Origin of the sequence: Pedobacter sp. (genome assembly GCF_035317785.1) — a bacterium.
GTDB lineage: Bacteria > Bacteroidota > Bacteroidia > Sphingobacteriales > Sphingobacteriaceae > Pedobacter.
In genome coordinates, this window is the sequence record NZ_DATHGC010000016.1 from 1 (window position 1) to 26,137 (window position 26,137).

The window sequence follows — 26,137 nt, forward strand, 5'->3', positions numbered from 1 at the left end:
ATAACGCCGGGTAAAGAACAGAACTTTTTTTTCATCTTGATACAATTAATTTAGGTGCTTAAGCCACACAAATTCCCTGACGCACTAAGCGCAATAAAAACAGACGCTTACCCCCGCAACACCAGAACTAACCTACGATTAAAATCCTAGCTTACAAATTATATATCAAAAAATAATATTCAGATAGCTTTCAAATCGATAAAGGCAAAGTGGAGGTCTTAAAAAATGCAAAGGCTACCCATAGTTACCCGGTCATAAGGGAACTTGGATTTGCCAATATATGCATGGGGACGCTCGCCATACTATCCATTTTTCGCCCCGACTGGCAAATGCCCGCAGCCATTACCGGGGGATTATACTTTGGCTTTGCAGGATTACTGCACCTGGTAAAAAAACCGGAAAGTGGAAATGAAGCCATCGCCTTGGTCTCGGACTTATATATTTTTGTATTCACGTTGGTTTATTGCATTGTTGCCAACATAGCTGGCTAGATGACCAGAAACCACAGCAGCTCGTACTCCCCCATTTCTCAAAGGCTGGACCCGCGTATGGGCACACCGTAAAGGCTTTTTGTTAAATCATGTGATTTAACAGGCCCCAAAGAGTGAAGGCCTTATTGAAGCGTGACAATTAAGCAAGACAAAAAAGAAGCACTCATACCACTCTATTTTTTCCCTTGCCTTAGCCGCTGATAATCCTCAAGTGCGATCCGGATGCAGGAGATCACCAGCATAGGATCATCCACATGCACGAAATGTCCGGCACCGGCACTGTAAAAGACCTTTCCATAAGGTGACTCTCCTGCGATCTTAGCATATCGCTGAAAAGCCCTGACCTGCCGGGCACGAAAATAGGCTTCATGGTCAAATTCTTTAATGCGCTGTTCAGATGCCACGCCGAACTTTCCCCCAATAATGAACTGTATGGGGATAGCAGGTAATTTGGAGCCCGAGATTTCCTTCCAGTCAGTCCATCGGAGTTCTCCAAGGACTTCCCGCTCCCTCACCGGGGTTGTATCTGCCGCAGAAGTGACTTTTGGTTTACTCAGGCGGTTAGCAGTGAAAGCATCAATCTGTTGAAGGGTTCTGCCAATGTCCCGAAGCGGCTCATTGAAAGCTTCACGTGTCTCAGTAAAATCTCCGGGATCTAAAAAAATCAAACCGGCCAAATCATCCGGATAATAGATGGCATATCCCCTGGCATACACCGCCCCCATGGAATGCCCGATAATCAAATAAGGCGGCGGAATGTTCATGGCACTAAGCAAGCGTTTGAGGCGGTCGGCGTGATATTTCAGTGTAGGAAGCTTTCCATCTTTCTCAGAGGACCCCATCCCGGTCCTGTCATAAGCCAGCACAGGCGCTGATTTGCTGACTTCACTAAAAAGCATCTTGAAATTGCTCAGCGTCACGCCCATCCCGTTTTCAAAAATAACCACAGGCTGTCCGGGTTTACGGTTTTCCAAACCCTGTGTAAACACCGTCAATTTTTTACCGTCCACAGGAACCTGGCGGGTAACACCGTTTCCAGAATTCAATTGTGCGACGGACATAGATGCCATCAGGCAGGAGAGCAGAATTAAGGTCAGCTGTTTCATATCAGTTTATGTTTAAAGTAGATATGTCAAATATAAATAGAAAAAACTTTATAACTAATTTATTAGTTATAATAAACCGCCTTATGCTGATCGTTCAGTATACTGATCTTTGTGTATTTGGATTATAGAATATATCCTAAAGTGTATATTTCACTAAAAATGGGGATGAACCACTTTTAGTGAAATACACAATTGCTCGACAATGGGTCATATCTGAGCAATAAGAATGACGTTTGTATTGATCTAGTGATCCACGAATATCAGCATCAATTGAGTTGGTTAGTGTAGAAGTCAAAAAGGAAAGCTGGCCCATAAAACATGTCTTCCTGAAATGTGCGCGCCAGAACGGATGGATTTTCTAAGAAAATAAAACAAATCAAAAAAATGATCCCACCTTCAATAGCAAGGCAGTATTTCCTTATTCAAATCTTATAATTTGTTGTATCTTAGATTTACAATGAAAATTTCATATGGGAACTTTAACGATCATGAACTCCTCACTTCGTTAAAAGATGGCGACTCCCTGGCTTTTAATGAAATATTCAAGCGCTTCCAAAGCCTGTTATTCCTGTTTACAAACAGGAGGTTAAATGACCCGGAACTCTCAAAAGACATCATTCACGACCTTTTTGCCGATATTTGGGATAAGCGCAGGATGCTGAATGTTCCAGAAAATTTAGAATCCTTTCTAATCACCGTAGTCAAAAACAGGATCTTAAATCACTTTAAGCACCAAAAGGTAAGCCAGCGCTACTTAGATAATTTTGATCAATACCTCGAAAAGAATATTAATAACACGGACCATTTGATTCGGCACAATGAATTAGCGGCACTTATCGAGAAAGAAATTGCAGCTCTGCCGGAAAAAATGCGGATTGTATTTGAAATGAGCCGAAAAAGTGGCATGACCAGGAGAGAAATTGCAGAACAGCTTCAATTATCGGAAGAAACAGTTAAAAGCCGCATGCGCCACGCAGTTTCTATGCTAAAAGACAAACTTGGCGCGCTTTTAATATTCGTTTTTATCTGATTCTTCCGACAATTCATTTTATTTTAAGTTTATTTTGACCCGAAGGGCTTTGATCGTTGTCTAACATTAAATAACCCTAAAACAAATGCCACTTAAAACAGCTTCAGATTTGCTGAATAAATACCGGAAAGGCACATGTAGCCAAGAAGAAAAAGCAATGATTGAGAATTACCTCGTTTTTGACGGGATTACAGAAAATCAGTTGAACGATGTCGAATTGGATACACATTTGAATGAATTAAAAACCCGGATCAGTAAAATTCCGGGGAAATTTAAATTGTGGCCATATATTGCTGCCGCAGCTGCAATTCTTTTGGTACTAAGCGCAGGTATCTTGTTTTATAATGCGCATCCAGCGGGATCAAGTGTTCAGCAACTAAATGCAAAAACAGACATTCCTGCTGGAAAGAATATGGCTACGCTAACACTTGCCGATGGCAAGGTCATTAACCTAAGCAGCAACAAAACAGGGGTAGTAGTAGCAGCTAATGGCATCACATACAACGACGGGGCTTTAGCCGGTCGTCATCCTGAACTTGCTTCAGGATCCCACACTAGCAATAACACCATGACCTTAACAGCAGCCACACCAACAGGTGGCACCTACCAAATCACTCTTCCTGACGGAACCAATGTCTGGCTGAACGCTGCCTCTAACATCAAATTCCCGCAACAGTTTTCGGGAAAGACCCGCAGGATAATTCTTGAAGGTGAAGGATATTTTGAAGTTTTTAAAGACCCTAACCATCCTTTTATCATCGAAACTGCCAGTCAAAATGTGGAAGTACTGGGCACTCATTTTAACGTTAATGCTTACCCGGATGAAAATAAAACCATAACTACACTGTTAGAAGGCGCCATAAAAACTGCAGGTGTTATACTGAAACCCGGTGAGCAGGCCATTCTTAGAAAAGGGAATGTGCAGGTACTAAAAGTAAATACAAATATTGCAACCGCCTGGAAGAACGGCGAATTTATGTTTAGCAATGAAAGTCTGGAAAGTATCATGAGAAAAATCTCCAGATGGTACAATGTAGAGATCAGCTACCAGACACCGGCATTAAAAAGCGAGCTTTTCGGTGGTACCATCTCAAAGTTTGGGAATGTTTCTGAAGTATTGCAAATGCTGGAATTAACAGGAACCGTTCATTTTAGAATTGAAGGAAGGAGGATTACCATAATGAAGTAGAAAACTACAAAAAATGGTGATGCTAAACAAAAAAGCCAGGAGTGCTTCTAACACACCCGGCTAGTGTTCAGCTTTATGTCAATAAAATTCTCAGATCCAATCAACAACCACTAAACATAACAAATGTATAAAAATTATACCACGAAATCGGGTAGGAATTCCTCCTGCTTTCGACGAATCTTATTCATTATGCGACTTACCACCGCCATTTTATTAGTTTCCTTAATACAGGTCAGCGCAGCTACTTTTGCACAAAGGCTTACTTATAAGCAAAAATCAACTACACTGATCGAGCTTTTTAATGTCATTAAAATCCAAACCGGGTATAATGTGGTATGGAATGAATCCATGCTGGACAAAAATTTACTTATCGAGGTAAACTTCAAAAACACACCCATAAATGAAGTGATGAAAAGCAGCTTAAAAAACCTGCCGGTAGATTTCAGCATTGTTAAAAACACGGTAGTATTGAAGACTAGGGAGCTTTCTGTTTTTGATGAGCTGATGGCCAAATTTAAGGAAATCGATGTCGAAGGTAATTTAGTGGATGAAAAGGGTAACGAGATGGCAGGTGCCACAGTAACCATTAAAGGCACAAAGCGCTCGGTAAGAACCAGCAATACAGGACACTTTTCCTTAACCAACACCGATGAGAAAGCGATCTTAGTGATCTCCTATCTTGGTTATGATAACCTGGAAATCCCGGTAAAAGCAGACCTAGGCACCATTACCATGGTAATCGCTGAAGGAAAATTATCAGAAGTAAATGTAACCGTAAACACAGGTTACCAGCGACTTCCGAAGGAACGCTCCGCAGGATCGTTTAGCGTGATCACCAAAGAAACACTCGAAAAGAGAAGTAATTATCAGGTGTTTCAATACCTGTCTGGACAATTGCCCGGATTGATGACTGGTGCCAACTTTCTGGTCCGCGGCCAAAGTACGCTTACCTCTAATACCGACCCGCTAATTGTTGTGGACGGCTTTATTGTCAACTATGGCCTGGAATCGATCAGCCCAAATGATATTGAGTCGATTACCTTACTTAAAGACGCTTCAGCTGCATCCATCTGGGGTGTACGTGCTGCCAACGGGGTAATTGTGATCCAGAGTAAAAGAAATTCACCGCTAAACAGACCCCTGGAGATCAGCTTCAATTCATCACTTTCATTTACACAAAAACCAGATCTGTCTAAACTGCCTCTTGCAAATGCAACCTCATTTTTAGAATATGAAAAATATAAAGCAGATAGTAAGCTGGTTGCTATTGGTGTGGCGCCGTTCAGAGCTGCCCTATCTCAGGGACTGGATGCCTTTATCAACAATCCCACAAATGCTGCAAGCATTACGGAAGGATTAAAAGGAAACAATGTATTAAATGAGTTCAGTGACTTATTCATGCAGCAGGCCATAAGGCAGCAGTATGGCTTTTCTGTTGCCGGAAAAGGACCTAAAAGTTATACACGCACATCTTTCAATTACGATGATGTTCAATCCAGTTTTAAGAAGACAGGCAACAATCGTTTTATGGGAGATCTCTATCAAAAAAATGACCTGACCTCCAAATTGTCGGTGGAGCTTGGTCTGAATTTGTTGATGATGAATTATAAAACAAATGGCATGTCCGTGGCTGACCTGCAGACCATTGCTCCATACCAAAGAATACTGGACGACAATGGCAATTATGTTTCCCAACCCAGGGGTATTTATCAGGCCGATAAAGATGCCTGGGTAAAAAAGGGTTATTACAATTGGGATTATAACCTTAAACAGGAGTTCGACAACAATAATGCGCTATCCACCAGTCAATATGTATCGGCAATGGCTGGTATCAACTATACCATTTTAAAAGGGTTCTCCTTTAACTCGGGTTATAAGTTTGAATTCAACCGGGCAGACAATACACTCCTGGATAATGATCAAACGTATAACATTCGAAACCAAGTCAATTATGGTACAAAAGCCAATGCATCAAATGTATTAGTATATGGATTTCCCAAAGGGGCATATTTATCCAATAATTTTGGAAAAGGACAAACACAGATCTTCCGGAACCAACTAAAATATGATGGAAAAGTGATCAATGACGATCATCAGGTCACAGCCATTGCCGGCATGGAAGTTCAGCAGGTCAATTCAACAAGCTCAGGTAATTCAGGGTACGGTTATGATGTCCAAACAGAGGCATTTACGCCGATAGCCAATGATGCAGTTGGTATTTTTGGTACGCCCATTTATCTCCAGAATCAAATCAGTCTAAGCTCCCGCAAAGACCGGTACGTATCTTATTATGCCAATGCCGGATATACCTACCTGGACAGGTATTCCATTAACGGATCTGCCCGTCAGGACAGGACCAATCTTTTCGGTGCCACTGCAAACTTCAGAAATGTAATATTATGGTCTACAGGTCTTAGCTGGCAGGCACATAAAGAATCGTTTTTACAGAACAGCCCTTTCAGCAGCCTGATCTTCAGGGCAAGTTACGGGGTCAATGGAAATGTTGACCGCTCAACCAGTCCGTTTCTGATCGCGAATATTGCAGCTGCCGACCGGAATACTACCAATCTTCCGTATGCTTATGTTACAAATCCCGAAAATCCAGCGCTGCGCTGGGAAAAAACTGCCGTAGCAAATATCGGTATAGATTTTATCACACTAAAAGGAAGGGTAAGCGGAAGTGTGGAGTATTACAATAAAAAAAGCACGGATCTATTGGGTAATGCGACGGTCAATGGTACCTATGGGTTTAACAGCGCCTATATAAACTATGCCAGCATGAAAAATAAAGGTATCGATGTCAGTCTTAACGCACAAATTCTTAAAGGCATTGTTTACCTAAACACAACAATCAATTACAGTTACAATAAAAATAAGGTAACTGACGTGCAGTTCCCGGAAAGCACTGCCGGATCATTCATTACAGGTGCACCACAAACAGGACTCCCGCTGAATTATTTGTATGGCTATAAATGGGCCGGGCTGTCTCCTGCAACGGGCGTACCCCAGATCTATGATGCAGCAGGAAAGATCGTTGAGTATACCTCCGAAATGACTGACCCGCTTGCTTTGGACTATCTGGGATCCCGGGTGCCATCGCAATATGGTGGAGTTTTTACCACAATAGGGTACAAAAAACTGTCCATAACCGCAGGTCTGACCTATAATGCCGGACACAAATTTCGTATTCCTGTGATTTCATACAGTCAGCTTTATAACGTTACAGCCACAGGTGCCTTAAGTAGTGACTGGGACAATCGTTGGAAGACTCCAGGTGATGAAGGCCGGACTAATATCCCTGCTATGCCTTCCTCCTCGCTTTCTTTAGGGAATTACGATTCCTATTCAACTTATGCCAATGTGAATGTGCAGGATGCAGCAAACATCAGGTTCCAGGAATTGATCTTGAATTATCAATTACCGGCCAGTATTTTTTCTAAAACACCAAAGACCATCATTAATGTAGGTCTCCAGGTGCGGAATTTAGGAGTGTATACTTTTAATAAAGGAAAGCTGGATCCTGATCACCTGTCCTACAGTTACTCCAGTAATTTACCCCCGCCACCCGAATTCACCTTTATGTTAAAAGCAAACTTCTAAATACAAAGTCATGAAGAAATTTTTATATGCTATATTAAGCCTGGTGTTATTGACAGGTGCTTTTTCCTGCAAAAAATACCTCGAACTGGTACCTACCGGACAGTTATTGCTCACCAAAGCTTCAGACTATAGGCTCCTTTTAGATCAGGTTACCAAGAATGGTAAATCAAACGGTTTTTACGAATCTTATAGTAAAGATGCCATGATGGATGATGACATCACCTACAATTCCTATTCTATTACTACCTACACCAACAACGATCTTGCGGCATTTCATTTTGAGGACCATTTATACTCGGAGTCTGAAGCAGATTTGGATTGGGAAGCTTTATATAATCAAATTTACGTGGCCAACCTCGTAGTGGCCAATGTAGATGCTTCTGAAGGTAACGATACAGAAAAGCATGGCCTTATTGCCGAAGCGCGTGTACATCGTGCATTTGCATACTTTGTTTTGGTTAACTTATATGCCAAACAATACAACCCTTCAACAGCAGCTACAGATCCTGGAGTGCCGATCCGCAAGGAAACCGACTTTGAAGAAAAGCTGGTAAGGAAAAGTGTACAGGAGGTGTATGATTATTTGAGGAATGAACTAACGCTCGCCGTTCCTGATCTGCCGGCAGTACCCAATCCACAATATGGGCACCGTCCTGTCAAACCAACAGCCTTAACCTTATTGGCAAGGGCAAGTTTATTTATGAACCATGCACAGGAGGCACATGACTATGCAAATGCTTCTTTGCAAGCGTATAGTACATTAGTAGATTATAACAAATTGACTCCAAATTCTTATTTCTTAGACTATCAAAATACCCTTGTTTGGGAATATCCGCTGCATTTTAAAAATCCTGAAGTTTTGATGGAGAGAACAAATATCAACACCCAGCTATTATTTATTTCCGATGATTTAAAGAGCCAGTATGATTTTACCAACGATATGCGCGCAAACACTTTCTTTATTGACGGCAAATTGTACGGAATTGATTACGGGTATCTGAACTTGCTATCTTCCACCCCATACAAAGGCCCTTCGGTACCTGAAACCTACCTGATTCGTGCAGAAGCCAATGCCAGACTAGGTAATACCAGTTCGGCAATAGACGACCTGAACTTTTTACGCAAGACCAGGTATAAAACAGGGAGCGATTATACCGTTGCCGCTTCAAATGCTTCAGATGCATTAGCACTGGTTAAGTCAGAACGCAGAAGAGAACTCACCGGTTGCGGGCTCCGGTATTTTGACATCAAAAGATACAATGTTTTTGACAATGCCAATATCACCATCACGCATACTTATGAAGGGACATTTACACTTGCGCCAAATAGTCCGCGAGTAATATTGCCCATCGGCAGAAAGTATATTGACCTGAATGCTGAACTGATCCAAAATCCCCGATAATGATGAGATATTTATGGAATACCATAATCCTGGTTTTTATGTTTAGCCTGGCTTATGGCCAGACTAAACCCGGGACTTATACCCTGAACGGGAAAATTGCTGGAGTAACCATTCCTACTAAAGCTTACCTCCAATATATTGTGACTGGAGGCGCTCATACCGAGTCTGCGGAAGTAAAAAATGGGGTATTTGTATTCAGCGGCCACATTGATGCACCAGTGCGGGCAACGCTCACTTTCGATCACGATGGCTCAGGTCCTCATAACGACGGAAAGCCGGCTGATACGAGAATAGTGTATCTGGATAACGAAAACTTTATTCTCACCGCCACTGATTCCATTAAAACCGCAAGCATAAGCGGTTCAAAGATCAATAAGGAATACTTGCGTTACCGGGCGATGCTTGCGCCAACACAAAAGGCCATAGCCATAGCATCCGCCGCGTACAAAGATGAATCCTCGCTAGTAGGAATGGAGAAAATAATGGCAGAAGAACGGGCGCAGCAGGTGATTTATGCCAGACAAAATCCCCACATCTACTTTAGCCTGGAAGCGCTAACAGAAATTAGTATTTATGGTATTGATGTAAAAGAGATCAGGCCAATATTTAACAACCTTTCTCCTGTTTTACGTGCTAGTCCAGAGGGAATTGCGTTTGCAAAAATACTAAAAACGGCAGGAACAACTTCTTTGGGAAGTGTAGCCCCGCCCTTTACGCAAAATGACGTCAACGGGAAATCGGTTCGCTTATCTGATTTTAGAGGCCAGTATGTATTGCTCGATTTTTGGGCGTCATGGTGTAATCCTTGTCGCACTGAAAACCCCAAAGTGGTACGGGCTTATCAGCAATTTAAAGATAAAAACTTTACCGTACTAGGCGTTTCCCTGGATCAGCAAAGTGGAAAGGCAGCATGGCTGGCTGCTATCAAAAAGGACGGCTTAACCTGGACGCATGTTTCGGATCTTAATTACTGGGACAATGCGGTGGCTAAACAATATGGCATCAAGTCTATCCCACAAAATTTCCTGATCGATCCCAGGGGTAAAATTATCGGCAGAAACCTTCACGGCGAAGATTTAATAGCAAAACTAACTCAGTTGTTAAAATAGTAAAGTGCAAGAAAATCGCACCAATTCGTTTCAGCTAGCTCATATATGAAGAAACTACTCTTTGTAATACCCGTATTGTTGTCTTTGCAATTCGCAATTGCACAAACTCAAAGTACTTCCAAATACAATAATCATGCGGCCTTTGCACCCTCATTTTATTTGGATAATGGAAATCAATACAGAAGTTCCGGTGGAGGGCCGGGAATAGACTACTGGCAAAATAGGGCTGATTATAAGATCAGTGCCCTGCTGGATACCGCCAGTCACCATTTAACAAGTACAGTGGTCATTACCTACACCAACAACAGTCCGGATGAGTTGTCCTTTTTATGGCTGCAGGTCGACCAGAATATCTATCGTGCTGACTCCCGGAGTGCAGCGGTAAACCAGGGCGGCCGCTTTGGAAACAGAGCCTATACAAAAGGCTGCGAAATAAAATCCGTTACGGTGCTCCAGGACGGCAAATCTTACCAGGGAGATTACCTGATCAGCGATACCAGGCTGCAACTTAAATTAAAGCAAGCTATAAAACGAAAGGGTGGCAAACTCCAGATCAAAATAGACTATTCATTTGAGATCCCCGAATATGGAACCGATAGAATGGGATTAACGCACACAAAGAATGGCTTGATTTACCAGGTGGCGCAATGGTACCCCAGGATGGAAGTATACGACGACATTATTGGCTGGAACACTTTACCTTACCTGGGTGCAGGAGAATTCTACCTGGAATATGGCGACATTGATTATACCATTACCGCTCCAGCTGATCTTTTGATCGTTGGTTCAGGTGAATTAATCAACCCCACTGAAGTATTGAGCCCGAAACAATTGGCACGCCTGGAACAAGCGAAAAAAAGCGACAAAACAGTTTTTATCAGGACAGCAGCCGAGGTTTTGAACGACAACTCTTCCAAATCCATGCTTAGGTGGCACTTTAAGTGTGACCAAACGAGAGACGTGGCCTGGGCAGCCTCGAAAGCGTTCATCTGGGATGCCGTAGGGATTAATTTGCCAGGTGGAAAAAAAGCATTGGCGCAATCTGTTTACCCCGTAGAAAGTGCCGGTGATACGACCTGGACCCGGTCCACTGAATATGTAAAAGCGTCGATAGAACTGTACTCCAGAAAATGGATGGCCTACACTTATCCTGTAGCCACTAACGTGGCTGGCAGTGTATTTGGAATGGAATATCCTGGCATTGTTTTCTGCGGGTCAATAAGTCAGCGCAGTGAACTATGGAACGTAACGAACCATGAGTTTGGTCACAACTGGTTCCCGATGATCGTGGGTTCTAACGAAAGGAAGTATGGCTGGATGGACGAAGGCTTTAATACTTTCATTAATAATGTAGGGACCAAAGACTTCAACAAAGGAGAATACTATTATTCTTATGACGCTCAAAGTTCTGCAGTAGATTATTTCGGCCCGGCCTCCGAATCCGTGTACACGATCCCCGATGTACTTAAATCACAAAATCTGGGCAATGCCGCTTATTACAGACCTGCAATGGGTTTGAGCCTGCTTCGTAAATATGTATTAGGTGAACAGCGTTTTGATTTTGCATTTCAGGAGTATGTGCGCAGATGGGCTTTTAAACATCCTACGCCCTACGACTTCTTCAGAACTATGGAGAATGTCGGGGGTGAAGATTTAGCCTGGTTTTGGCGTGGATGGATCCTGAACAACTGGAAACTGGATCAGGCGGTAAAAGCGGTAGGCTATCCCGATAAGGACAGTCTTTCAAAAGGCTCATTCATCACTATAGAAAATTTAGAAGAAATGGCGATGCCTGTGGTGATCTCCATTCGGCAAGTCAATGGCAAAACCGATACAGTGAGCCTGCCTGCAGAAATATGGAAATCAGGGGCGACATGGACCTTTTTATTTAAATCGGTTTCCAGAATAAAATCAGTAATCATAGATCCGTTAAAGGAATTCCCTGATATTAATCCGGCTAATAACGTTTGGAGGGATACTACTGCAGCCAGACCGGTAACCACTGGAATTACCGCAAAAGAGGTGATCAGTCGATACCTAAAATCTACAGGGGGAGCAGCTAAGCTAAATGAAGTCGCAGACCTGAGTATTTCTGAAACAAGGAGTCAACAAGGAATGGACATGGAGGTTAAAACCAGATTTAAAACCGGCAAATACTTTAATTCCCTCTCCATACCTGCTCAAAACAAACTGATCCTGGAAATGACTGTAGAAGGAGACAGCATCAAAATGGTTCAGGGTGGGAAAGTCCTCCCTATTTATGACAAAACCGCAAGGATCAACTACATGGAAGATGCGACCCCTTTTCCGGAACTTTTATTTTCCGGACCTGGGTATCAAATGATACTTACCGGGATTAAAGATGTTGATGGTAAAGATGCTTATGAAATCGTCGTTACTTCCCCTTTAAAGTCCGTACACTCCTATTACTACGACCTGGTTTCAGGACTGAAACTCAGAGAAACTTATAACTATCCAGGTTCTAAATCTATAAATATTACGGATTATAGTGATTTCAGAACCATTGATGGCATCACCTTTCCTTTTCATTCTTTTATCGATTACGGATATGCGAACTATGACCTGTTCGTGAAGGAAATTAAATTGAATTCCGGGCTAAAAGACGCTGATTTTAAACTTTAAGAAAACTGACTATGAAATTTAGATTATTATGCGCTGCTTTATTATTTGCAGGAAAGCTCTTTGCCCAGCAACCCGGCCAAGACAGCTTCAAAGATGGTACATATGTAAAGGTAAATGGGGCTAAACTATGGGTGTTCACCATTGGAGCCGGTGATCCGGTGATCATAATTGCAGGAGGCCCGGGCGGCGCGCATCCGGGACTTCGCGATTTCGATCCTATTGCCAAAGGCAGTCACCAGCTTATTTATTTCGATGCCTTTGGCAGGGGCAAGTCAGATACGGCGAAAGTAGTTTCCGAGTATTCACTTGCGCGGGATATTGAAGACGTTGAGGGCTTGAGAAAAACATTAAAACTGGAAAAAATTAACATATTGGGTCATTCTTACGGTGGCCTGGTTGCCCAGGGGTATGCCATTAAATATCCTCAAAACGTTAGCCATTTGATACTGGCAAATACCTTCCATAGTTACGTGATGTGGCAGGAAAATGACGACAATTCTAATCATGAGATCAAAACTAATTATCCCGAGGTATGGAATGAACTCATGAAAGTAAGAGAAAAAGGAGGTGTTTCCAGCGACCCAGACCATCAGGCAATTTATAGCAGGGTTCCGTACGGTTTTCTATATTCCTATAATCCGGAAAGTTCCGGCTTAAATTACAGTAGTCAGCCTTACCCGAACAATTTTAACAGTGCGCTCTACTATCAGATGGTAGGCCGTGATGGTGATTTCTATGTGGGCAGTGATATTGGAAGTTTTGATTTCAGGAAGCAGCTCAAGGATTTAAAAATGCCAATTCTTATCATCGGAGGTAGATTTGACAGAGTTGCAACGCCCTGGATGATGATAAAATATAAAGAATACTGTCCTCAGGCTAATTTTGTGATGTTTGAAAAGTCGGGTCATAACCCACAGGTTGAAGAACCGGAAGCAGAATTTAAAGTGATTCATGAATTTCTAAGTCATTGATATGCGTAAAAGTTTAAAATTGTACATTTTGGAGCATAAAGTTGACTTTGATGTGTTAAGCCCTCGGCCACAAGTATGGGATAGAATATCCAAAGCATTAGAAATAAAAGAGAAAAAAAAATTTGAATTAGCACTGTTGGATCTAATACAAAAGTTATAGCAAATCTTTTTAGGCCACAACAAAGATTTTATTCCAATCGCTAAAGTTTAAATTCAGTATATGAATTTTTAAAGAGAGTCGTGCAAATTTTGTGCAAATTAAAAGCCCACCTCGAAAAGTGGGGCTAACTTGTTGCTTGACCTCCCCGAGACTGTGTATTTTTCAAAAAGATTTGCTTGATGATTTGACTAGAATTTCAAAAATTGGCGAAGATCCTTTAGAGGATTTTAAATAATTACAATATTTATTGTCAAAATTGAAAGACGATTAGTGTGATTTACTTAATACTATAAAGCATTGTAATCTTTGAAAATTTGCAACTGAGATATAACGGTGCGATACATTTTCAATAAAGAGGAATAAACATCAACCTTAAAGCCGAAGACTTTGGCTTTAAGGAGGTAGTAGGTTTTTAATTCTTTGAGAAGATAATCAAGCGATTCCGTGTTTTAGCCGGAAGTCTGGGTCGCTCATATGGCCGTAATAAAAAGTTGGAATGACTTCGGGCTTACCGTAACCTATGCCACCCGCAATTCTAGGAAGCGTTATCTGTACTGAGGCATGCCTTAGCGGTTTCAAGGCCTTGGCAGGGTAATCAACTACCACTGTCATCAAGACATCAGTTCCCGTGGTTTTTATAACGACGTCGGTAATAAAGTCCATTTCTTTTGGATCCATTCCCATCATTCTAAGATTTTCATGTGCGCGTTCATCGGCAAGAGCCATCGCCAACTCATGAAAATCTGGCCATATTATCCCGGAAAATTGTTCATTGGCAGATATGGGCGCATAAACGCCTTCAGCAAGAATATCGCTGGGCGGAAGTCTTGACGGTAGGTTTTACGGCGCTGCTCAACGAAAAGTGCGGAAGTGTTTAGGATGGTGATTTCTGTATCCTTTAGATTACCAATGGAACATTTTTTGTTTTGGCCTGCATATTGCTTTTAAGCCAGTGTCTAATATGCACTGCCCATGATCAATGTTACCGTCCTCCCAATCACCGAGTCCAACCTCAAACCAGGTACTCCATTAGTGAGGATCATGACTGAAAGGCTTAACGGCTTTGCAGCCGAGCTTCAAGTCCATTTTCAAAACAAGTTTAGCGATGAAAAATATGGACAGGAGCTGGTGGTGTATATCAGCTACAATTCAAATTATACCGTCAGGTGGAAAATCGTAAATGATGTATCCCAGTACATCCAGGATGAGGTAACCAAACGTTGCGCCGATCTCGGGTATATACAATGGAAGGGGTTTGAGTTATATAGTTTCAGAATATATCAGCAGCACTAGCCTGTTCGCCCGAGCCTCTATAATACCAGATTATAAATTTATTTTCCTTATTTAACCTGGCAAACTATATATATTTACCGACATACTAAGAAATGGCCAGACAAACTCATATTGTTCCTGTAAAATCTAAAATCAATGCTGAATTGAATTTCAAGATAAGTCGGATGAAAGAAGTCGTAAAACCTACCAAGCTTCACAGGCACAGTGATTATCATGAAATGATATTTCTATCTGAAGGGTCCGGTTCCCACGAGATTGACGATACGGTTTTTGATGTTGTGGCACCGGTGGTTTACTACCTGCGTCCCGGTCAGGCCCACTGCTGGAATTTCACAAGTATACCAAAGGGTTTTGTCATTTTGATCAAGGAAGACCTGCTGCTTAGGGAGGATATAGACTTACTATTCGATATGCCGGTGCAGTTTAGCTTAAAGGGTTGCGAGCCTCTGCTTAAATTGGTTGAGGATATACAAAATGAATTTGTCAACATGAATATACCTTCAAATGTATGGCAGGCTTATTTTCATCTACTACTGGTTAAACTTAAACATACAAGAGGTACTGCACGAGGCCTGCCACAAGCCCAGATGGGTACAGTTCAAAAATACAAAAGATTAATTGACACCCATTTTAAAGACCAAAAAAATCTTGGCTTCTATGCCAGCTTATTAAGTAAAAGTACTGCCTCATTAAATGAGGTTTGCAAGAAAGCTGTGAACAAAACAGCCTCAGCATTGATTTCTGAACGAGTCATCCTGGAGGCCAAACTTCTTCTCTCCGCAACAGGCCTTTCGGTCAGTGAAATCTCCAATCAACTGGGTTTTTCAGATGCGCCGCATTTTGCAAAGATCTTCAAATTAAGGACAAATCTTACCCCCGGCACCTATCGGGACATGAGTCAAAAAAAGTAGCTATTGTACAATTCATTTAGTGATTTGTACAATGTTTACCGATCTGGTAAACCTAATTTTGTCGATGCAACAACAATGTTGAATTTCTTATGTATTCCAAATACCTGGTTCTGCTCCTGTTTATATCCAGTTCAATCGTGTCTATTGCCCAGACCACTTCTTTAAAAGGAATTGTCATAGATGCGCAAACCAAACAACCCATTGAATATGCAAGCATTGCTGTCTTAGAAAACAGCACTTCCGGCGTTGTTTCGGGTGGTGTTTCCAATAAAACAGGGGCTTTCAAACTGGAGAAAATCAAACCGGGAAAATATGACCTGCGTATCGCTTTTATCGGATACATTACAAAGTCTTTAAAAGGTATTGACCTAAAAAGCTCACAGCCCTTAGATTTAGGTACCATCATTCTGGAGCCAGGCAGCAAGGTTCTTGAACAGGTCAGCGTTACCGGAACCTCATCCAAAGCGATGTACACCATAGATAAGCAAATTTACAAAACCAGCCAGTTTGAAGCAGCCAAAGGCGGGACTGCAATTGACGCCCTTAAAAACCTGCCTTCAGTGGCAGTGGATGGAGAAGGCAACATCAACCTGCGCGGATCTTCAGGGTTTTTAGTTTTGGTAAACGGTAAGGCTGTACTCACAGATGCTCAAACCGTTCTAAGCCAAATTCCGGCAAATGCACTGGAAAACATTGAAGTCATCACATCGCCCTCAGCTAAATATGATCCGGACGGAAAATCAGGTATTATCAATATCATCACTAAAAAAGGTGTTACAGATGGCTTCACCATGTCTGCAAATGCACTGGCCGGACTTCCTTCGACACAGGACTATGACAACAAAGAAAAACCACTGCGTTTTGGCGGAGACCTGACCATTAACCTTAAAGAGAATAAATGGGACATCACCATCAGCGGCAATTATACCAGAAACGACAACGCCGGGTACAGAGAGGGAAACGTGTTCACAAAAAATTTCCAGAACAACACCATCACACGCTTCCCGTCTAACGGAGAACGGAGCTTTGACAAATACAATTATGGGGGCCGTACAGCGGTAACATTCAGTCCTGATGCATCGAATACTTTCTCGGCCGGTTTTTTCGCCGGACATCGTTATCAGGGGAGACTGGCAGACATATATTACAACAACACGACTTCCGATCTGAGTACAGGAGAATTGATTTCTAAAACCATTTACTTCAACTCCAACCTGCAAACCAAGAAAGGAAATTTTACGCTTGGCAACCTGGACTATACGCATACTTTTGCCAATAAATCGGCACTTACAGCCTCGGCACTTTACGAAAGAGCAAAACTGTTCGGTCAAACTGTAAACCGCAATCTTGGCTATCCCGATGTTTCAACGCTCATTCAGGAAATCATCAATCCTTACGAAAACCCAATAGCGGGATACCGACTAAAATTAGATTATGTGCGCTCTTTAGGAAAGGGCAAACTGGAGACCGGCTACCAATTCCGGCACGATACCCAGGATGGTAAATTTGACTACTTTGTCTACCCCATCAGTTCTCAGCCTGACGCCGACCAGTTCAGGGGCTTCGCAAAGGCTAAAAATCAAATCAATTCCATATATACACAATACTCGGGGAAGTCAAAAGATTTAGAATATTCGGCCGGTATGCGTTATGAATATGCTGCAAGGACAGTGACCTTGTCAAACGACCCCGATCCTCATATTCTGAATCTCTCCAACTTATTTCCTTCGGCCAGCTTGCTATACAGTTTCAACACCAGGTGGAAAGTTAAAGCGGCTTACAGCAAACGGGTGCAAAGACGCAGCAATTTCGAGCTCAATCCTATCCCGGAGCGGGAACATTCCGAAACCTTAGAACAGGGCGATCCGGATTTGTTGCCCGAGTTTATAGACCTTGTGGAACTGGGTATTGTATCTTCGTTCAGTAAAGGCAATCTGTTTGCCAATTTGTATTATCAGGGGATCAAAAATCCAATACAACGGGTGAATAGTGTATATGCAGATACGATATTGAACAGGGTATTTACGAATGCGACAAGAGCGCGATCACTTGGTTTAGAAGCTGGCGGCAGTCTCCAGCCTGCCAGCTGGTGGACGATATATCTCGGCACCAACATCTATAAATACAAGATCAATGGTTCGATAAATGTGCTGGGACAGCAATCTGCCATCTCAAATGCCGATTGGGTATACTCCATAAATGGAAACTCCAGCTTTCGTCTATCACAAACCATTAGCCTCCAGGCCGCAGTAAATTATTTATCGGAACGGCCAACCGCCCAGGGTTGGGATTCCCGCTTCCTTGTACCCAGCACTATACTTAAGAAAAGTTTCATGGGAGGAGCATTCTCCGCTTCCCTGCAATGGCAGAATATGGATCTGGGACTTAAAAAAACGCAGCGTCAGCGCATCACCACTATGGCATCTGATTTTTATACTACAACGAATTATATCTATGAACCAGATGTTTTCCTCCTAAACTTCAGCTTCAACCTTAACAAACTAAGCGGGAAAAGTAAACTCCCTTCCAGTGAGTTTGGAGATAAGGAGTTTTAAATTGTCCTAAATATGCCAACATGAACTTCAAAGTCATCTTTCCGGAAAAACACCTCGCGAATTATGTCCGGTTCTTTTGGTTTGCAGAGGGCAATGCCTCAATAAACCAACCCTACATTCACAACGCATTTGCTTATACTTATCCTGAGTTTAGCTTCTGCTACAAAGGACAGTTCCATTACAACTGCGGATCGGGTTTTGAGACGACATTATTTCCCGGGATTTATGGACAAACGCAGACCTTCAGCAAGGTAAATTCGAAATCTGAATTCGGCATATTTGGATTTTATCTATATGCCCACGCCTTACCACAATTATTTCACCTGCCCGCAAACGAACTTACAGACCAGGCAGTAGACACTAAAACATTGTTTGGCAAACAAGGGGAGATTCTTGAAGAAAAGATTATGCTGGCTTCAGGCAACTATGAAAGGGTAAGGATCGTATCCGGCTTCCTGGAGGAGAAACTGAAAAATGCCCGAATCAATTGTACCAATATTATTTCGTCGATCATGGCCATATCAAATTCCTGCCCGACAGATTCTATCAAATCATTAGCGGAAAACAGCTTCTTATCAGTGAGACAATTCGAAAGAAGGTTCAAAGAATTTACTGGCTTTAGACCCAAATTATTTTTTCGGATCCGAAGGTTTAATTCCCTTCTCAACAAATCTTTTGAAGGCAAATCGTTGGCACAAATCGCTTACGAGTATGGATATTATGACCAGTCACATTTCATCCATGATTTTAAAAATTTCTCCGGATACAATCCAGGCGATTACTTTGATCAAAAAACCATCGCCGCGACCGACAGGGGAACAGTTGAATATTAAGATGTCGTATTTTTACAATTTTATCATCCCGGAAAGAAGTAGTTTAGCAAAAAAAACTTATGATTTCATCCATTCGCCATACGTTACCTGTTTTCATCCTTATAGGATTTCTCATTTTCGCATCCGAAAAAACATGCGCACAGACGGCTAAAAATGCAACCGAAACGCAAGCAGCGGATGAAATTACCACAAGATCTGATGGCACCGCTTATGTTTCCGGTGTCACCCCCGGCAGGGCCAAATCTATACTCACCGGACTATTGGGGCTGGTTAGTCTTGCCATCAGTTGGCGGGCAAAGGCCCGCTCCGCCAAAACGGGAGCTAAAGTAGCTTTGGCGTTGGGGCTTGTCGTAGTTGTACTAAGCATTATTCATTTGGTTACAACTGCCGGTGCTGTGTTCGGTTCAGGTAGCGGAAAAGCAGGTACAATCATTGCGCTATTGCTGGGACTGGCCAGCATCATACTTAGTGTGATAACGATTCGTTCCAGTAGAATAGAATAGCTACCAAAATGTTGCAAAGTTATTATTTGGTTAGCCATTAAGTGCTTTTCAATTAGCGACTGTAATTCCGTTAAATTCTTCAACTAGCCCGAAGCTTGGCAAGAAGACAGACAGCATTCAAGGGCAGGCACCAAACTTCCAGTTGCGTAATTTAACGATAATGTTGTACTTAAAGCTGATCCATGCCAATGGGATGCGGCCGGATCAGTTCTTGACTTGATTAGATATTATTTTCCTGCCCATTATTAATTTTTTCGCTGACCGGGCGCGTATGGCTTTGCTGATTTAGAGCCGCTTGCCTTTTTTGCCTGACCCGGAGGAACTTTGCCACTATTACCAGCGGTTCTGGTCGTGGAACATGAGCTGGCTATCATAATGCCGGAAATCAGAAGAACGAAATATAATTTTTTCATAATGTTGGTTTAGATATCATGTACGAAATCCATGCCACGACTTCATTTGGTGTCAGCAGATACTATTTCACCCTGGCAAAGCGAGCCGAAAGTCATGCCAGTTATTCAACCGGCCAGGTAAATGAGGATGCCAGCCGTGCAGGCCAGCCTTGACAGAATAGTGCTTGTTAGCGCGTTGCAGGATTTTTATGAAGTTCGGACGCCTTAATAATCATTATTTTGCTGATCCCAAAGAATAATAGGGATAAAGTAGCCTTGTGTAGCCCGCATCGACTGTCAACTTTAAGGCAAATGCCTATTGATAGCGAGATAACCTCTAAAAAAAGATTTATCAACATTAATCAACTGATTGTTAATAAATTAAACTTTATATTCTGTTATTTCTACAGATCTTCATACTATAATTACCGCTTCCGAGGCGTCATTTGGTTAGTTAAACATTCAAGTCCTGATTACCCAGGTCAATGGGGCCTGGGTAATTCAGGCACAAACACCAGGACTGGAACCCCGAAATCCACAGTTAGAGAACAGTTGAATTTGTGGCAATACCGAGGCGATTTTTGAATACCTTAAGGGAACTCAATCTCCACACACAGGATCTGATCCGGAATGCTTAAGGAAACCATACTAGCACCTGAATAAGAACTTACAGGCTTTATCCCATTGCCATCCGGCATGGTGTTAAAACTCGGACGATACACTTTAATTTGCTTTGCCTTTTTGCTGAGTGTCAATCGGAGCAGCCGTTCCGGATTATTGACATCACTGTAGTCATTATTTTTCGTGCCGCCTTTCGATCCTTCAATCCCTTGCCAGATCAACAGCAGAAATTTACCCTTGCTGTTTTGAAATACCTGCTGCTGGATACCGTCCAGGTTTCCCTTTAGCGAAAAGTCAATCACTCCTGGCTCGAAACTCCCGCCCTGATCACCCATAAGGTGAATAAAGTTTTTTAATGCCGTATACTGCAACCGGGGCGAGCCATCTGTATTGAGCAGCCCAAAATCTTCCGAATTATTGATCAGCTGGTAGAAATACAACTGGTTGATCCCAGCCTTTAATCTTGATAAGACCAACCGGGGTGCATATTTTGCTGCCGTCCTTTCGGATACCGCCGGGTGCCCATCAGCCCCCTCGCTCATTTTATAACCCGATTCGGTCTCGATGATGGGATGATCCCCGGAGATGGTTTTGTAGCTGCTGATGGCCTGATCAAAACTGATTCCCCAGCCACCAGCCATGGACGCCTCGGGGTATAAGCCGCTATACGCGTGCAGGTTTCCCATATCCATCAATGCAGCTGCATTCTTGCATATCAACCCAAAGTCCAGGGCACTGTTCCGTGTATTGGCAAATGATGGCCCCAGTAAGGGAATGGTTTTAGTCACCGCATTTCCCTTAAAGATGTCCCGGTAAGTTGCCATATAACTACACAATTCCCCCCAGTCAGCTTTCCAGCCGATATCCCGTTCATTGGCCGGCTCAATAAGATCGACGACTGCTTTCGCGGGAATAAACTGATTTAACCTGATGATCTCGTTCCTGCTCTGCTCCAGATCCTTTCCGCTGTCATCGCTGATCAGCAATAATTTAATGCCATGTTGATGTGCGAGTTCGGTGTACCTGTCGTTGACCATTTTATTGCCCAAATGATCACGGATATGTTTAGTACCCAGTTCAATCAGCCGTGGTCTTACGATGTCAGCATAATGCAGGTCATACACGCTCTCAAGATAGTTTAAGTGGGTGTTCACCCCGATTGCATTCGCAGCTACGCTGCTCCTTACCGCCTTTACAGATTTAAAACGAAGCGTAGTATGGTTTTGCGCTGCACCAGTCAGGTACATCATGGACAGGAACAGTAAGGGTTTAATTTTCATCGTAATCCTAAAGTAAACACTTTCTGGCCTTTGTTGTATAGGCTGTTTGAATTTTGCACCGATAAGTTTGAAGCCATCCCCTTTGTAACGAGTGATGCATAGGCAGCGCCTATTTATACTGTTAAGTATCACCTCCAGATCAAAAGGCATTGAATAAACCCCTCAGCACAGGACTCCCTGCCCATCTTTCTTGCTGGAGTAGAAAAATACGGGGTGAAAACCGATTATGGAGACCTATAGGCACCTACCGCAAGCAGAATTAACAACCTTCTCAGCAATTCTTTATAACGTGTCTTTTGAAATAAAGGGCTTAAATCAGCCCTTCATCGCCAAAAGAATAGTAGCCGTTACTGCTAATGATCAGGTGGTCATGGACAAACAGATCCAGAAGCCTACCACCTTCAGCCATTTTTCGGGTTATCTGTATATCCTGAGTACTTGGCTTTAAGTTTCCGGAAGGATGATTGTGTGCTAATATTATACTAGACGCGTTCGCCTTAAGCGCAGTTCCAAATATGATCTTCGGATCGCAGATAGTACCGGCAACACCTCCGGTAGAAACTTCGGAAATACCTATCACATTGTTTGCCCTGTTTAGCAGCAGGATATAAAACTGTTCTTGCATCTGGAGTTTGCCAAGATTCCAGTTGTTGTATAAAATGTTGTAGGCATCCTGACTGGTGGATATCTTAGGACGTTCAGAGGCCTTGAATTTTGGATAATAACTGACCTGGATCTCGGATACCTGGAATAGTGACACTTGGGATTTCGCTTTCATAAAATTGGGATTTTGTGTTGTTCCTTAATTAATTATGAAGCATTTACCTTTAGTTCAGGGGATAAAGCAAATTCCCAAGGCCTGTAAAATGCGGAGGCTCCCACAGGGATACCCATTTTATGGGCCTGGAATTTGAGCGTAGCGAACTGCTATAACCTGACTAAAGAAGTTTGGTGAGAAATTATTGAGGAATAAACCTAAAATCCATGAACAGAATCACTGAACTTTTCAGCATCTTCATTCAGGAAACACAAAACACAATGCAACACATCATAACAGCAGAACCTGAGCACCATAATGTATGGTTAGAAATGGCAACTGACTTGTGGCCGGATTACATAACAGCGGATCTGGAATCAGTTTACCAGGAGATCATGAGGTCTGAAAAATTCGAGATCCTGCTATACCAGCAAAATGGCTCACCGATTGGCTTTATATACCTGGGTCTGCGCGCAGATTATGTGGAAGGCTCGGACTCCTCGCCTACCGGGTATGTTGAAGGAATTTACGTCAACCCGGATTTCAGAAAAAAAGGCATCGCCAAGGCATTATATCAGGCTGGAGAAACCTGGGCAAAACAGCGGGGTTGCAGTCAAATGGCTCAGACATTTATATAAACAATACGGTAAGCTATGATTTTCATACCCGGATCGGATTTAAAGAAGCCGGGAGATTGATCGCGTTTATCAAAAACCTATAACACATACGAAAAAACATAGCTACCATCATGACATCCCATAAACTTATGGCCATGCCCCCTTTTATTTTGCCTAAATTTGAACTTAGTAAATTGCTATGGCCAAAAAACCCGCAAGACCAGTCGTATTCAGCCAGAAACAAATTCAAGCTAACGCAGCCAGGTTACTGGAAAGCACCTGCGAGCAGCTGGCGGGTGCGGGAATTTATGCCAAATTACCCGCCTACAGTAAGGCGCTGATCTTAGCCAACAGGTACAACCCAGTCAAACTCTATGGTTCTGCGGATAAAACCCTGGATGAAATCTTCCGAAACAGCTTAGCCACAACTTTCATCACCACAGTTATAGGCAGTCAGATTTCCCTCGCCAATTACCTTAGAGAAGGCCTCATGCTGATCCAGTATGTGGAAATGATGGCCAGGGAAACCAGCGAACTTCATCCCGATCTGATCGAGGCTTTTAAGCCTTATTTTTCTGAAACTGACAGGTACCGATCGGCAGTTGTAGAAGTGATTGGCATCCTGCGCCGATTAGCCGTCATCTCCTCGGACTGGTCGGATTCCATACTAAGCTACGAGTTGGATAACCTTTGTGCCATCAATAGCATAACCGCTTCCAACCAGGTGAACGTGACCATACACCGGCCTGAGCAGATCAGCATCTCGCTGGAGGGCAACAAACGGGAAATGCTGCGCGCGGGATGGCCGGAACAGTTAGGCGGCATCAACTGGATCAGCATCCCTCCTGCTAAAATAGGCTTCTATACCGGGGGAAACGACAACCGCCCCGTCTACATTCAGCGCCACGCACTGAACCGGCTGGATGAGCGCCTGGGTATTCATAAAGGGCTGATCCATGAAGCGATTGCAGAAGCACTGCTTGCCGAAAATTGCCATTGGCAGCGGTACAATGAAAAAACGCTGATCCCCCTGGAAATTCTAAATAGAAAACTCGGGTACCTCGTGGTCTCTTACGACCAGGAAAAAATCATCATACGAAGTTTCCTTTTTCTGACCAACAACGGCACCCCTGAAGGAAACAGCATCAGCGAGCTCACCAAACTAGCCCCGCTGGACAAAAAATATCTAGGCATGGATACCCTGATGGGCTTCGCCAGCTATGAATTTTCCTCCGACTCCGAACTTTCGGAACTTTTCAAACAAGCCGGTTGCGAGGACCTGCTCCAAGTAGACGATCTGATAAAATTCAGCGAGGCCACAATCCGAGTCAAAAATCCACAGGATATAATGCAGTACCTGACGCTATCAAAGCGGAAATGGTCAACAGACAACGGCACTTTCCCATTGGGCACCTGAAGATCTACAAGGATAATCACCTATGGCCTGGATGTAAGTTCAATGCTATCCTAGCGATATCGGTCAAGTTGAAAGATAGCATTGCGGGAAAATCATTACCCTCCAGCACGACATGGTCAAGTCAGCCTGCAGGATCTTATTTCCCTAAATACCCTCAGGAATACTAAGCTTTGTAACAGGAAACTTAACAACAAATAATCTTCGAACATCTTCATCATGTTCATACACTCGTACTACTATTCCATCCGATCGCCCAATCGGCTTCCCCTTACAAAACAGCTCTAGCATAGCCCGTATAGGGTACACAATGACGCGATAGTCATACTCTGTTATACTAACTCTCTGCTCAGGGGTAATTCGATATTCATCAGCGAAATCCTCAAAACTGACCTGATAATCACTATTTTCATTTATGAGACTATCCACCCAAGGATTGAACTCACTGACATTGATTAAGCCTTCAAAACTTGCTTTTTTCCAATCATAGCCCTCCCCAAATGCTTTAAGACTACCAGTAAACTTGTCGTATTCCCGCACCAGTTCAAGACTAGGTCCATCCACTGTAGCCTTAAAGTTCCTGTCAAATCTCTGTGTGGTAGAGGCCACCTTAGACAAGGAGTCTGGAAGAAAAAAACCATTCTTCCAGCCGATTACATTTTTATCGATGAAGTTTGTATTCTCAGCAATCCTTAACTCCAATTGAGAAGTATTTTTGAAAATCTCCGGTGAGTTCTCACTTGCCTCGCCGATGTAGAAGGTTACTCTCGCGGTGATGTCACCAATCTGAACTCTTGGCGCCACAGGCTTGGGTATATTTTTATTAAGGAAGTTTAAAACGATATAACTCCCCATCATTCCGATAACCAAAATTACAAATGCGATGATAAGCTGTGTATAAATGCGATTTTTCAATACCTGTCGAATCAAAGCAGCACGTTCATTCCTTGGAACAGCCGTTATATCCATGTGAAGTTTTTCAGCAGTTTGGATAATCACATTCGCCCGTTCAGCTTCGGGAGCCGATTCAATTAACTTTCGCCGGTTAACATCCCGGTTGATAAAATAAACCATTACAGCAGCCGCAATGTAGGCTAGCAAAGAGATGGGATGCGTAATGTATTGAGTTACACTAAAGGCATCAGCGATAATTAGGGTCATATTTGAGGCAATTAATCAGATTCGTAAATCATGTAAAATTATCTTGTAGTCATACAATATAATGAATTAAAAGTTAAAATGGATTAACCCTATTCGTAA

General features: G+C 42.7%; 22 protein-coding genes. 16 read left to right on the forward strand and 6 right to left on the reverse strand.

Features of this window, described 5'->3' with window-relative positions; genetic code table 11:
* The first annotated feature begins 209 nt into the window (after window positions 1-209).
* Window positions 210-491 carry a hypothetical protein gene (locus tag VK541_RS01495; RefSeq protein WP_324366204.1) on the forward strand — a complete coding sequence of 94 codons (282 nt, stop codon included), beginning with the start codon at window positions 210-212 and terminating at the stop codon, window positions 489-491.
* Between the two features lie 173 nt (window positions 492-664).
* On the opposite strand, the gene VK541_RS01500 is transcribed toward VK541_RS01495, so the two are convergent.
* Window positions 665-1,597, reverse strand: coding sequence for an alpha/beta hydrolase (locus tag VK541_RS01500; protein ID WP_324366206.1), 933 nt, complete (start codon window positions 1,595-1,597; stop codon window positions 665-667).
* A 457-nt stretch (window positions 1,598-2,054) separates the two neighbouring features.
* Here VK541_RS01500 and VK541_RS01505 point away from each other — a divergent pair, with 457 nt between their 5' ends.
* From VK541_RS01505 to VK541_RS01535, 7 genes are all read left to right on the forward strand, one after another.
* Window positions 2,055-2,627, forward strand: a complete 573-nt coding sequence (locus VK541_RS01505; protein ID WP_324366208.1) for an RNA polymerase sigma-70 factor — start codon at window positions 2,055-2,057, stop codon at window positions 2,625-2,627.
* A gap of 85 nt (window positions 2,628-2,712) precedes the next feature.
* The gene (locus VK541_RS01510; RefSeq protein ID WP_324366211.1) at window positions 2,713-3,816 is read left to right on the forward strand and encodes a FecR family protein; all 1,104 of its coding nucleotides are present in this window, start codon (window positions 2,713-2,715) and stop codon (window positions 3,814-3,816) included.
* 189 nt (window positions 3,817-4,005) lie between these two features.
* The gene (locus tag VK541_RS01515) at window positions 4,006-7,416 is read left to right on the forward strand and encodes a SusC/RagA family TonB-linked outer membrane protein (RefSeq protein ID WP_324366213.1); all 3,411 of its coding nucleotides are present in this window, start codon (window positions 4,006-4,008) and stop codon (window positions 7,414-7,416) included.
* A gap of 10 nt (window positions 7,417-7,426) precedes the next feature.
* Window positions 7,427-8,818: a RagB/SusD family nutrient uptake outer membrane protein gene (locus VK541_RS01520; protein ID WP_324366215.1), complete on the forward strand. Its 1,392-nt coding sequence runs from the start codon at window positions 7,427-7,429 to the stop codon at window positions 8,816-8,818.
* A complete protein-coding gene (locus VK541_RS01525) occupies window positions 8,818-9,927 on the forward strand; it encodes a TlpA disulfide reductase family protein (RefSeq protein ID WP_324366217.1) in 1,110 nt (369 codons plus the stop codon). Before VK541_RS01520 ends, VK541_RS01525 begins: the two co-directional genes overlap by 1 nt.
* Window positions 9,928-9,972: 45 nt before the next feature.
* A complete protein-coding gene (locus VK541_RS01530) occupies window positions 9,973-12,570 on the forward strand; it encodes a M1 family metallopeptidase (RefSeq protein WP_324366219.1) in 2,598 nt (865 codons plus the stop codon).
* Between the two features lie 11 nt (window positions 12,571-12,581).
* Entirely contained in the window at window positions 12,582-13,541 is a 960-nt protein-coding gene (locus VK541_RS01535) for an alpha/beta fold hydrolase (protein WP_324366221.1), read from the forward strand.
* Window positions 13,542-14,133: 592 nt separating this feature from the next.
* Here the strand turns inward: VK541_RS01535 and VK541_RS01540 are convergent.
* Window positions 14,134-14,427 carry a hypothetical protein gene (locus VK541_RS01540; protein ID WP_324366224.1) on the reverse strand — a complete coding sequence of 98 codons (294 nt, stop codon included), beginning with the start codon at window positions 14,425-14,427 and terminating at the stop codon, window positions 14,134-14,136.
* 246 nt (window positions 14,428-14,673) lie between these two features.
* On the opposite strand from VK541_RS01540, the gene VK541_RS01545 reads away from it, so the two are divergent.
* From VK541_RS01545 to VK541_RS01565, 5 genes are all read left to right on the forward strand, one after another.
* Window positions 14,674-14,994, forward strand: coding sequence for a hypothetical protein (locus VK541_RS01545; protein ID WP_324366226.1), 321 nt, complete (start codon window positions 14,674-14,676; stop codon window positions 14,992-14,994).
* 164 nt (window positions 14,995-15,158) lie between these two features.
* Window positions 15,159-15,905, forward strand: a complete 747-nt coding sequence (locus VK541_RS01550) for a helix-turn-helix transcriptional regulator (RefSeq protein ID WP_324366228.1) — start codon at window positions 15,159-15,161, stop codon at window positions 15,903-15,905.
* A gap of 89 nt (window positions 15,906-15,994) precedes the next feature.
* Window positions 15,995-18,460, forward strand: coding sequence for a TonB-dependent receptor domain-containing protein (locus VK541_RS01555; protein ID WP_324366230.1), 2,466 nt, complete (start codon window positions 15,995-15,997; stop codon window positions 18,458-18,460).
* A 20-nt stretch (window positions 18,461-18,480) separates the two neighbouring features.
* A complete protein-coding gene (locus VK541_RS01560; protein WP_324366232.1) occupies window positions 18,481-19,293 on the forward strand; it encodes a helix-turn-helix domain-containing protein in 813 nt (270 codons plus the stop codon).
* Window positions 19,294-19,352: 59 nt separating this feature from the next.
* A complete protein-coding gene (locus VK541_RS01565) occupies window positions 19,353-19,796 on the forward strand; it encodes a DUF6223 family protein (protein WP_324366234.1) in 444 nt (147 codons plus the stop codon).
* 245 nt (window positions 19,797-20,041) lie between these two features.
* On the opposite strand, the gene VK541_RS01570 is transcribed toward VK541_RS01565, so the two are convergent.
* On the reverse strand, window positions 20,042-20,209 hold the full coding sequence (locus VK541_RS01570; protein WP_324366236.1) for a quinol oxidase subunit 4: 168 nt from the start codon (window positions 20,207-20,209) through the stop codon (window positions 20,042-20,044).
* Between the two features lie 18 nt (window positions 20,210-20,227).
* On the opposite strand from VK541_RS01570, the gene VK541_RS01575 reads away from it, so the two are divergent.
* Complete coding sequence (locus VK541_RS01575; RefSeq protein WP_324366238.1) at window positions 20,228-20,362, forward strand: hypothetical protein; 135 nt, start codon at window positions 20,228-20,230, stop codon at window positions 20,360-20,362.
* Between the two features lie 416 nt (window positions 20,363-20,778).
* Here VK541_RS01575 and VK541_RS01580 read toward each other — a convergent pair whose 3' ends face one another.
* Together VK541_RS01580 and VK541_RS01585 are read right to left on the reverse strand one after the other, a co-directional pair.
* On the reverse strand, window positions 20,779-22,089 hold the full coding sequence (locus VK541_RS01580; protein WP_324366240.1) for a hypothetical protein: 1,311 nt from the start codon (window positions 22,087-22,089) through the stop codon (window positions 20,779-20,781).
* A 310-nt stretch (window positions 22,090-22,399) separates the two neighbouring features.
* On the reverse strand, window positions 22,400-22,867 hold the full coding sequence (locus VK541_RS01585) for a JAB domain-containing protein (protein WP_324366242.1): 468 nt from the start codon (window positions 22,865-22,867) through the stop codon (window positions 22,400-22,402).
* A 206-nt stretch (window positions 22,868-23,073) separates the two neighbouring features.
* Here VK541_RS01585 and VK541_RS01590 point away from each other — a divergent pair, with 206 nt between their 5' ends.
* Together VK541_RS01590 and VK541_RS01595 are read left to right on the forward strand one after the other, a co-directional pair.
* On the forward strand, window positions 23,074-23,484 hold the full coding sequence (locus VK541_RS01590; RefSeq protein ID WP_324366244.1) for a GNAT family N-acetyltransferase: 411 nt from the start codon (window positions 23,074-23,076) through the stop codon (window positions 23,482-23,484).
* A 178-nt stretch (window positions 23,485-23,662) separates the two neighbouring features.
* Complete coding sequence (locus VK541_RS01595; RefSeq protein WP_324366246.1) at window positions 23,663-24,880, forward strand: hypothetical protein; 1,218 nt, start codon at window positions 23,663-23,665, stop codon at window positions 24,878-24,880.
* Window positions 24,881-25,024: 144 nt separating this feature from the next.
* Here VK541_RS01595 and VK541_RS01600 read toward each other — a convergent pair whose 3' ends face one another.
* Complete coding sequence (locus VK541_RS01600; protein ID WP_324366248.1) at window positions 25,025-26,038, reverse strand: hypothetical protein; 1,014 nt, start codon at window positions 26,036-26,038, stop codon at window positions 25,025-25,027.
* Window positions 26,039-26,137: the final 99 nt, after the last annotated feature.

What these genes read in the sequence shown, in the direction of transcription:
- VK541_RS01500 (WP_324366206.1), bottom strand. Translation starts at nt 1,597, where the DNA reads ATGAAACAGCTGACCTTAATTCTGCTCTCCTGCCTGATGGCATCTATG.
- VK541_RS01505 (WP_324366208.1), top strand. Translation starts at nt 2,055, where the DNA reads ATGAAAATTTCATATGGGAACTTTAACGATCATGAACTCCTCACTTCG.
- VK541_RS01510 (WP_324366211.1), top strand. Translation starts at nt 2,713, where the DNA reads ATGCCACTTAAAACAGCTTCAGATTTGCTGAATAAATACCGGAAAGGC.
- VK541_RS01515 (WP_324366213.1), top strand. Translation starts at nt 4,006, where the DNA reads ATGCGACTTACCACCGCCATTTTATTAGTTTCCTTAATACAGGTCAGC.
- VK541_RS01520 (WP_324366215.1), top strand. Translation starts at nt 7,427, where the DNA reads ATGAAGAAATTTTTATATGCTATATTAAGCCTGGTGTTATTGACAGGT.
- VK541_RS01525 (WP_324366217.1), top strand. Translation starts at nt 8,818, where the DNA reads ATGATGAGATATTTATGGAATACCATAATCCTGGTTTTTATGTTTAGC.
- VK541_RS01530 (WP_324366219.1), top strand. Translation starts at nt 9,973, where the DNA reads ATGAAGAAACTACTCTTTGTAATACCCGTATTGTTGTCTTTGCAATTC.
- VK541_RS01535 (WP_324366221.1), top strand. Translation starts at nt 12,582, where the DNA reads ATGAAATTTAGATTATTATGCGCTGCTTTATTATTTGCAGGAAAGCTC.
- VK541_RS01540 (WP_324366224.1), bottom strand. Translation starts at nt 14,427, where the DNA reads ATGGCTCTTGCCGATGAACGCGCACATGAAAATCTTAGAATGATGGGA.
- VK541_RS01545 (WP_324366226.1), top strand. Translation starts at nt 14,674, where the DNA reads ATGATCAATGTTACCGTCCTCCCAATCACCGAGTCCAACCTCAAACCA.
- VK541_RS01550 (WP_324366228.1), top strand. Translation starts at nt 15,159, where the DNA reads ATGAAAGAAGTCGTAAAACCTACCAAGCTTCACAGGCACAGTGATTAT.
- VK541_RS01555 (WP_324366230.1), top strand. Translation starts at nt 15,995, where the DNA reads ATGTATTCCAAATACCTGGTTCTGCTCCTGTTTATATCCAGTTCAATC.
- VK541_RS01560 (WP_324366232.1), top strand. Translation starts at nt 18,481, where the DNA reads ATGAACTTCAAAGTCATCTTTCCGGAAAAACACCTCGCGAATTATGTC.
- VK541_RS01565 (WP_324366234.1), top strand. Translation starts at nt 19,353, where the DNA reads ATGATTTCATCCATTCGCCATACGTTACCTGTTTTCATCCTTATAGGA.
- VK541_RS01570 (WP_324366236.1), bottom strand. Translation starts at nt 20,209, where the DNA reads ATGAAAAAATTATATTTCGTTCTTCTGATTTCCGGCATTATGATAGCC.
- VK541_RS01575 (WP_324366238.1), top strand. Translation starts at nt 20,228, where the DNA reads ATGTACGAAATCCATGCCACGACTTCATTTGGTGTCAGCAGATACTAT.
- VK541_RS01580 (WP_324366240.1), bottom strand. Translation starts at nt 22,089, where the DNA reads ATGAAAATTAAACCCTTACTGTTCCTGTCCATGATGTACCTGACTGGT.
- VK541_RS01585 (WP_324366242.1), bottom strand. Translation starts at nt 22,867, where the DNA reads ATGAAAGCGAAATCCCAAGTGTCACTATTCCAGGTATCCGAGATCCAG.
- VK541_RS01590 (WP_324366244.1), top strand. Translation starts at nt 23,074, where the DNA reads ATGAACAGAATCACTGAACTTTTCAGCATCTTCATTCAGGAAACACAA.
- VK541_RS01595 (WP_324366246.1), top strand. Translation starts at nt 23,663, where the DNA reads ATGGCCAAAAAACCCGCAAGACCAGTCGTATTCAGCCAGAAACAAATT.
- VK541_RS01600 (WP_324366248.1), bottom strand. Translation starts at nt 26,038, where the DNA reads ATGACCCTAATTATCGCTGATGCCTTTAGTGTAACTCAATACATTACG.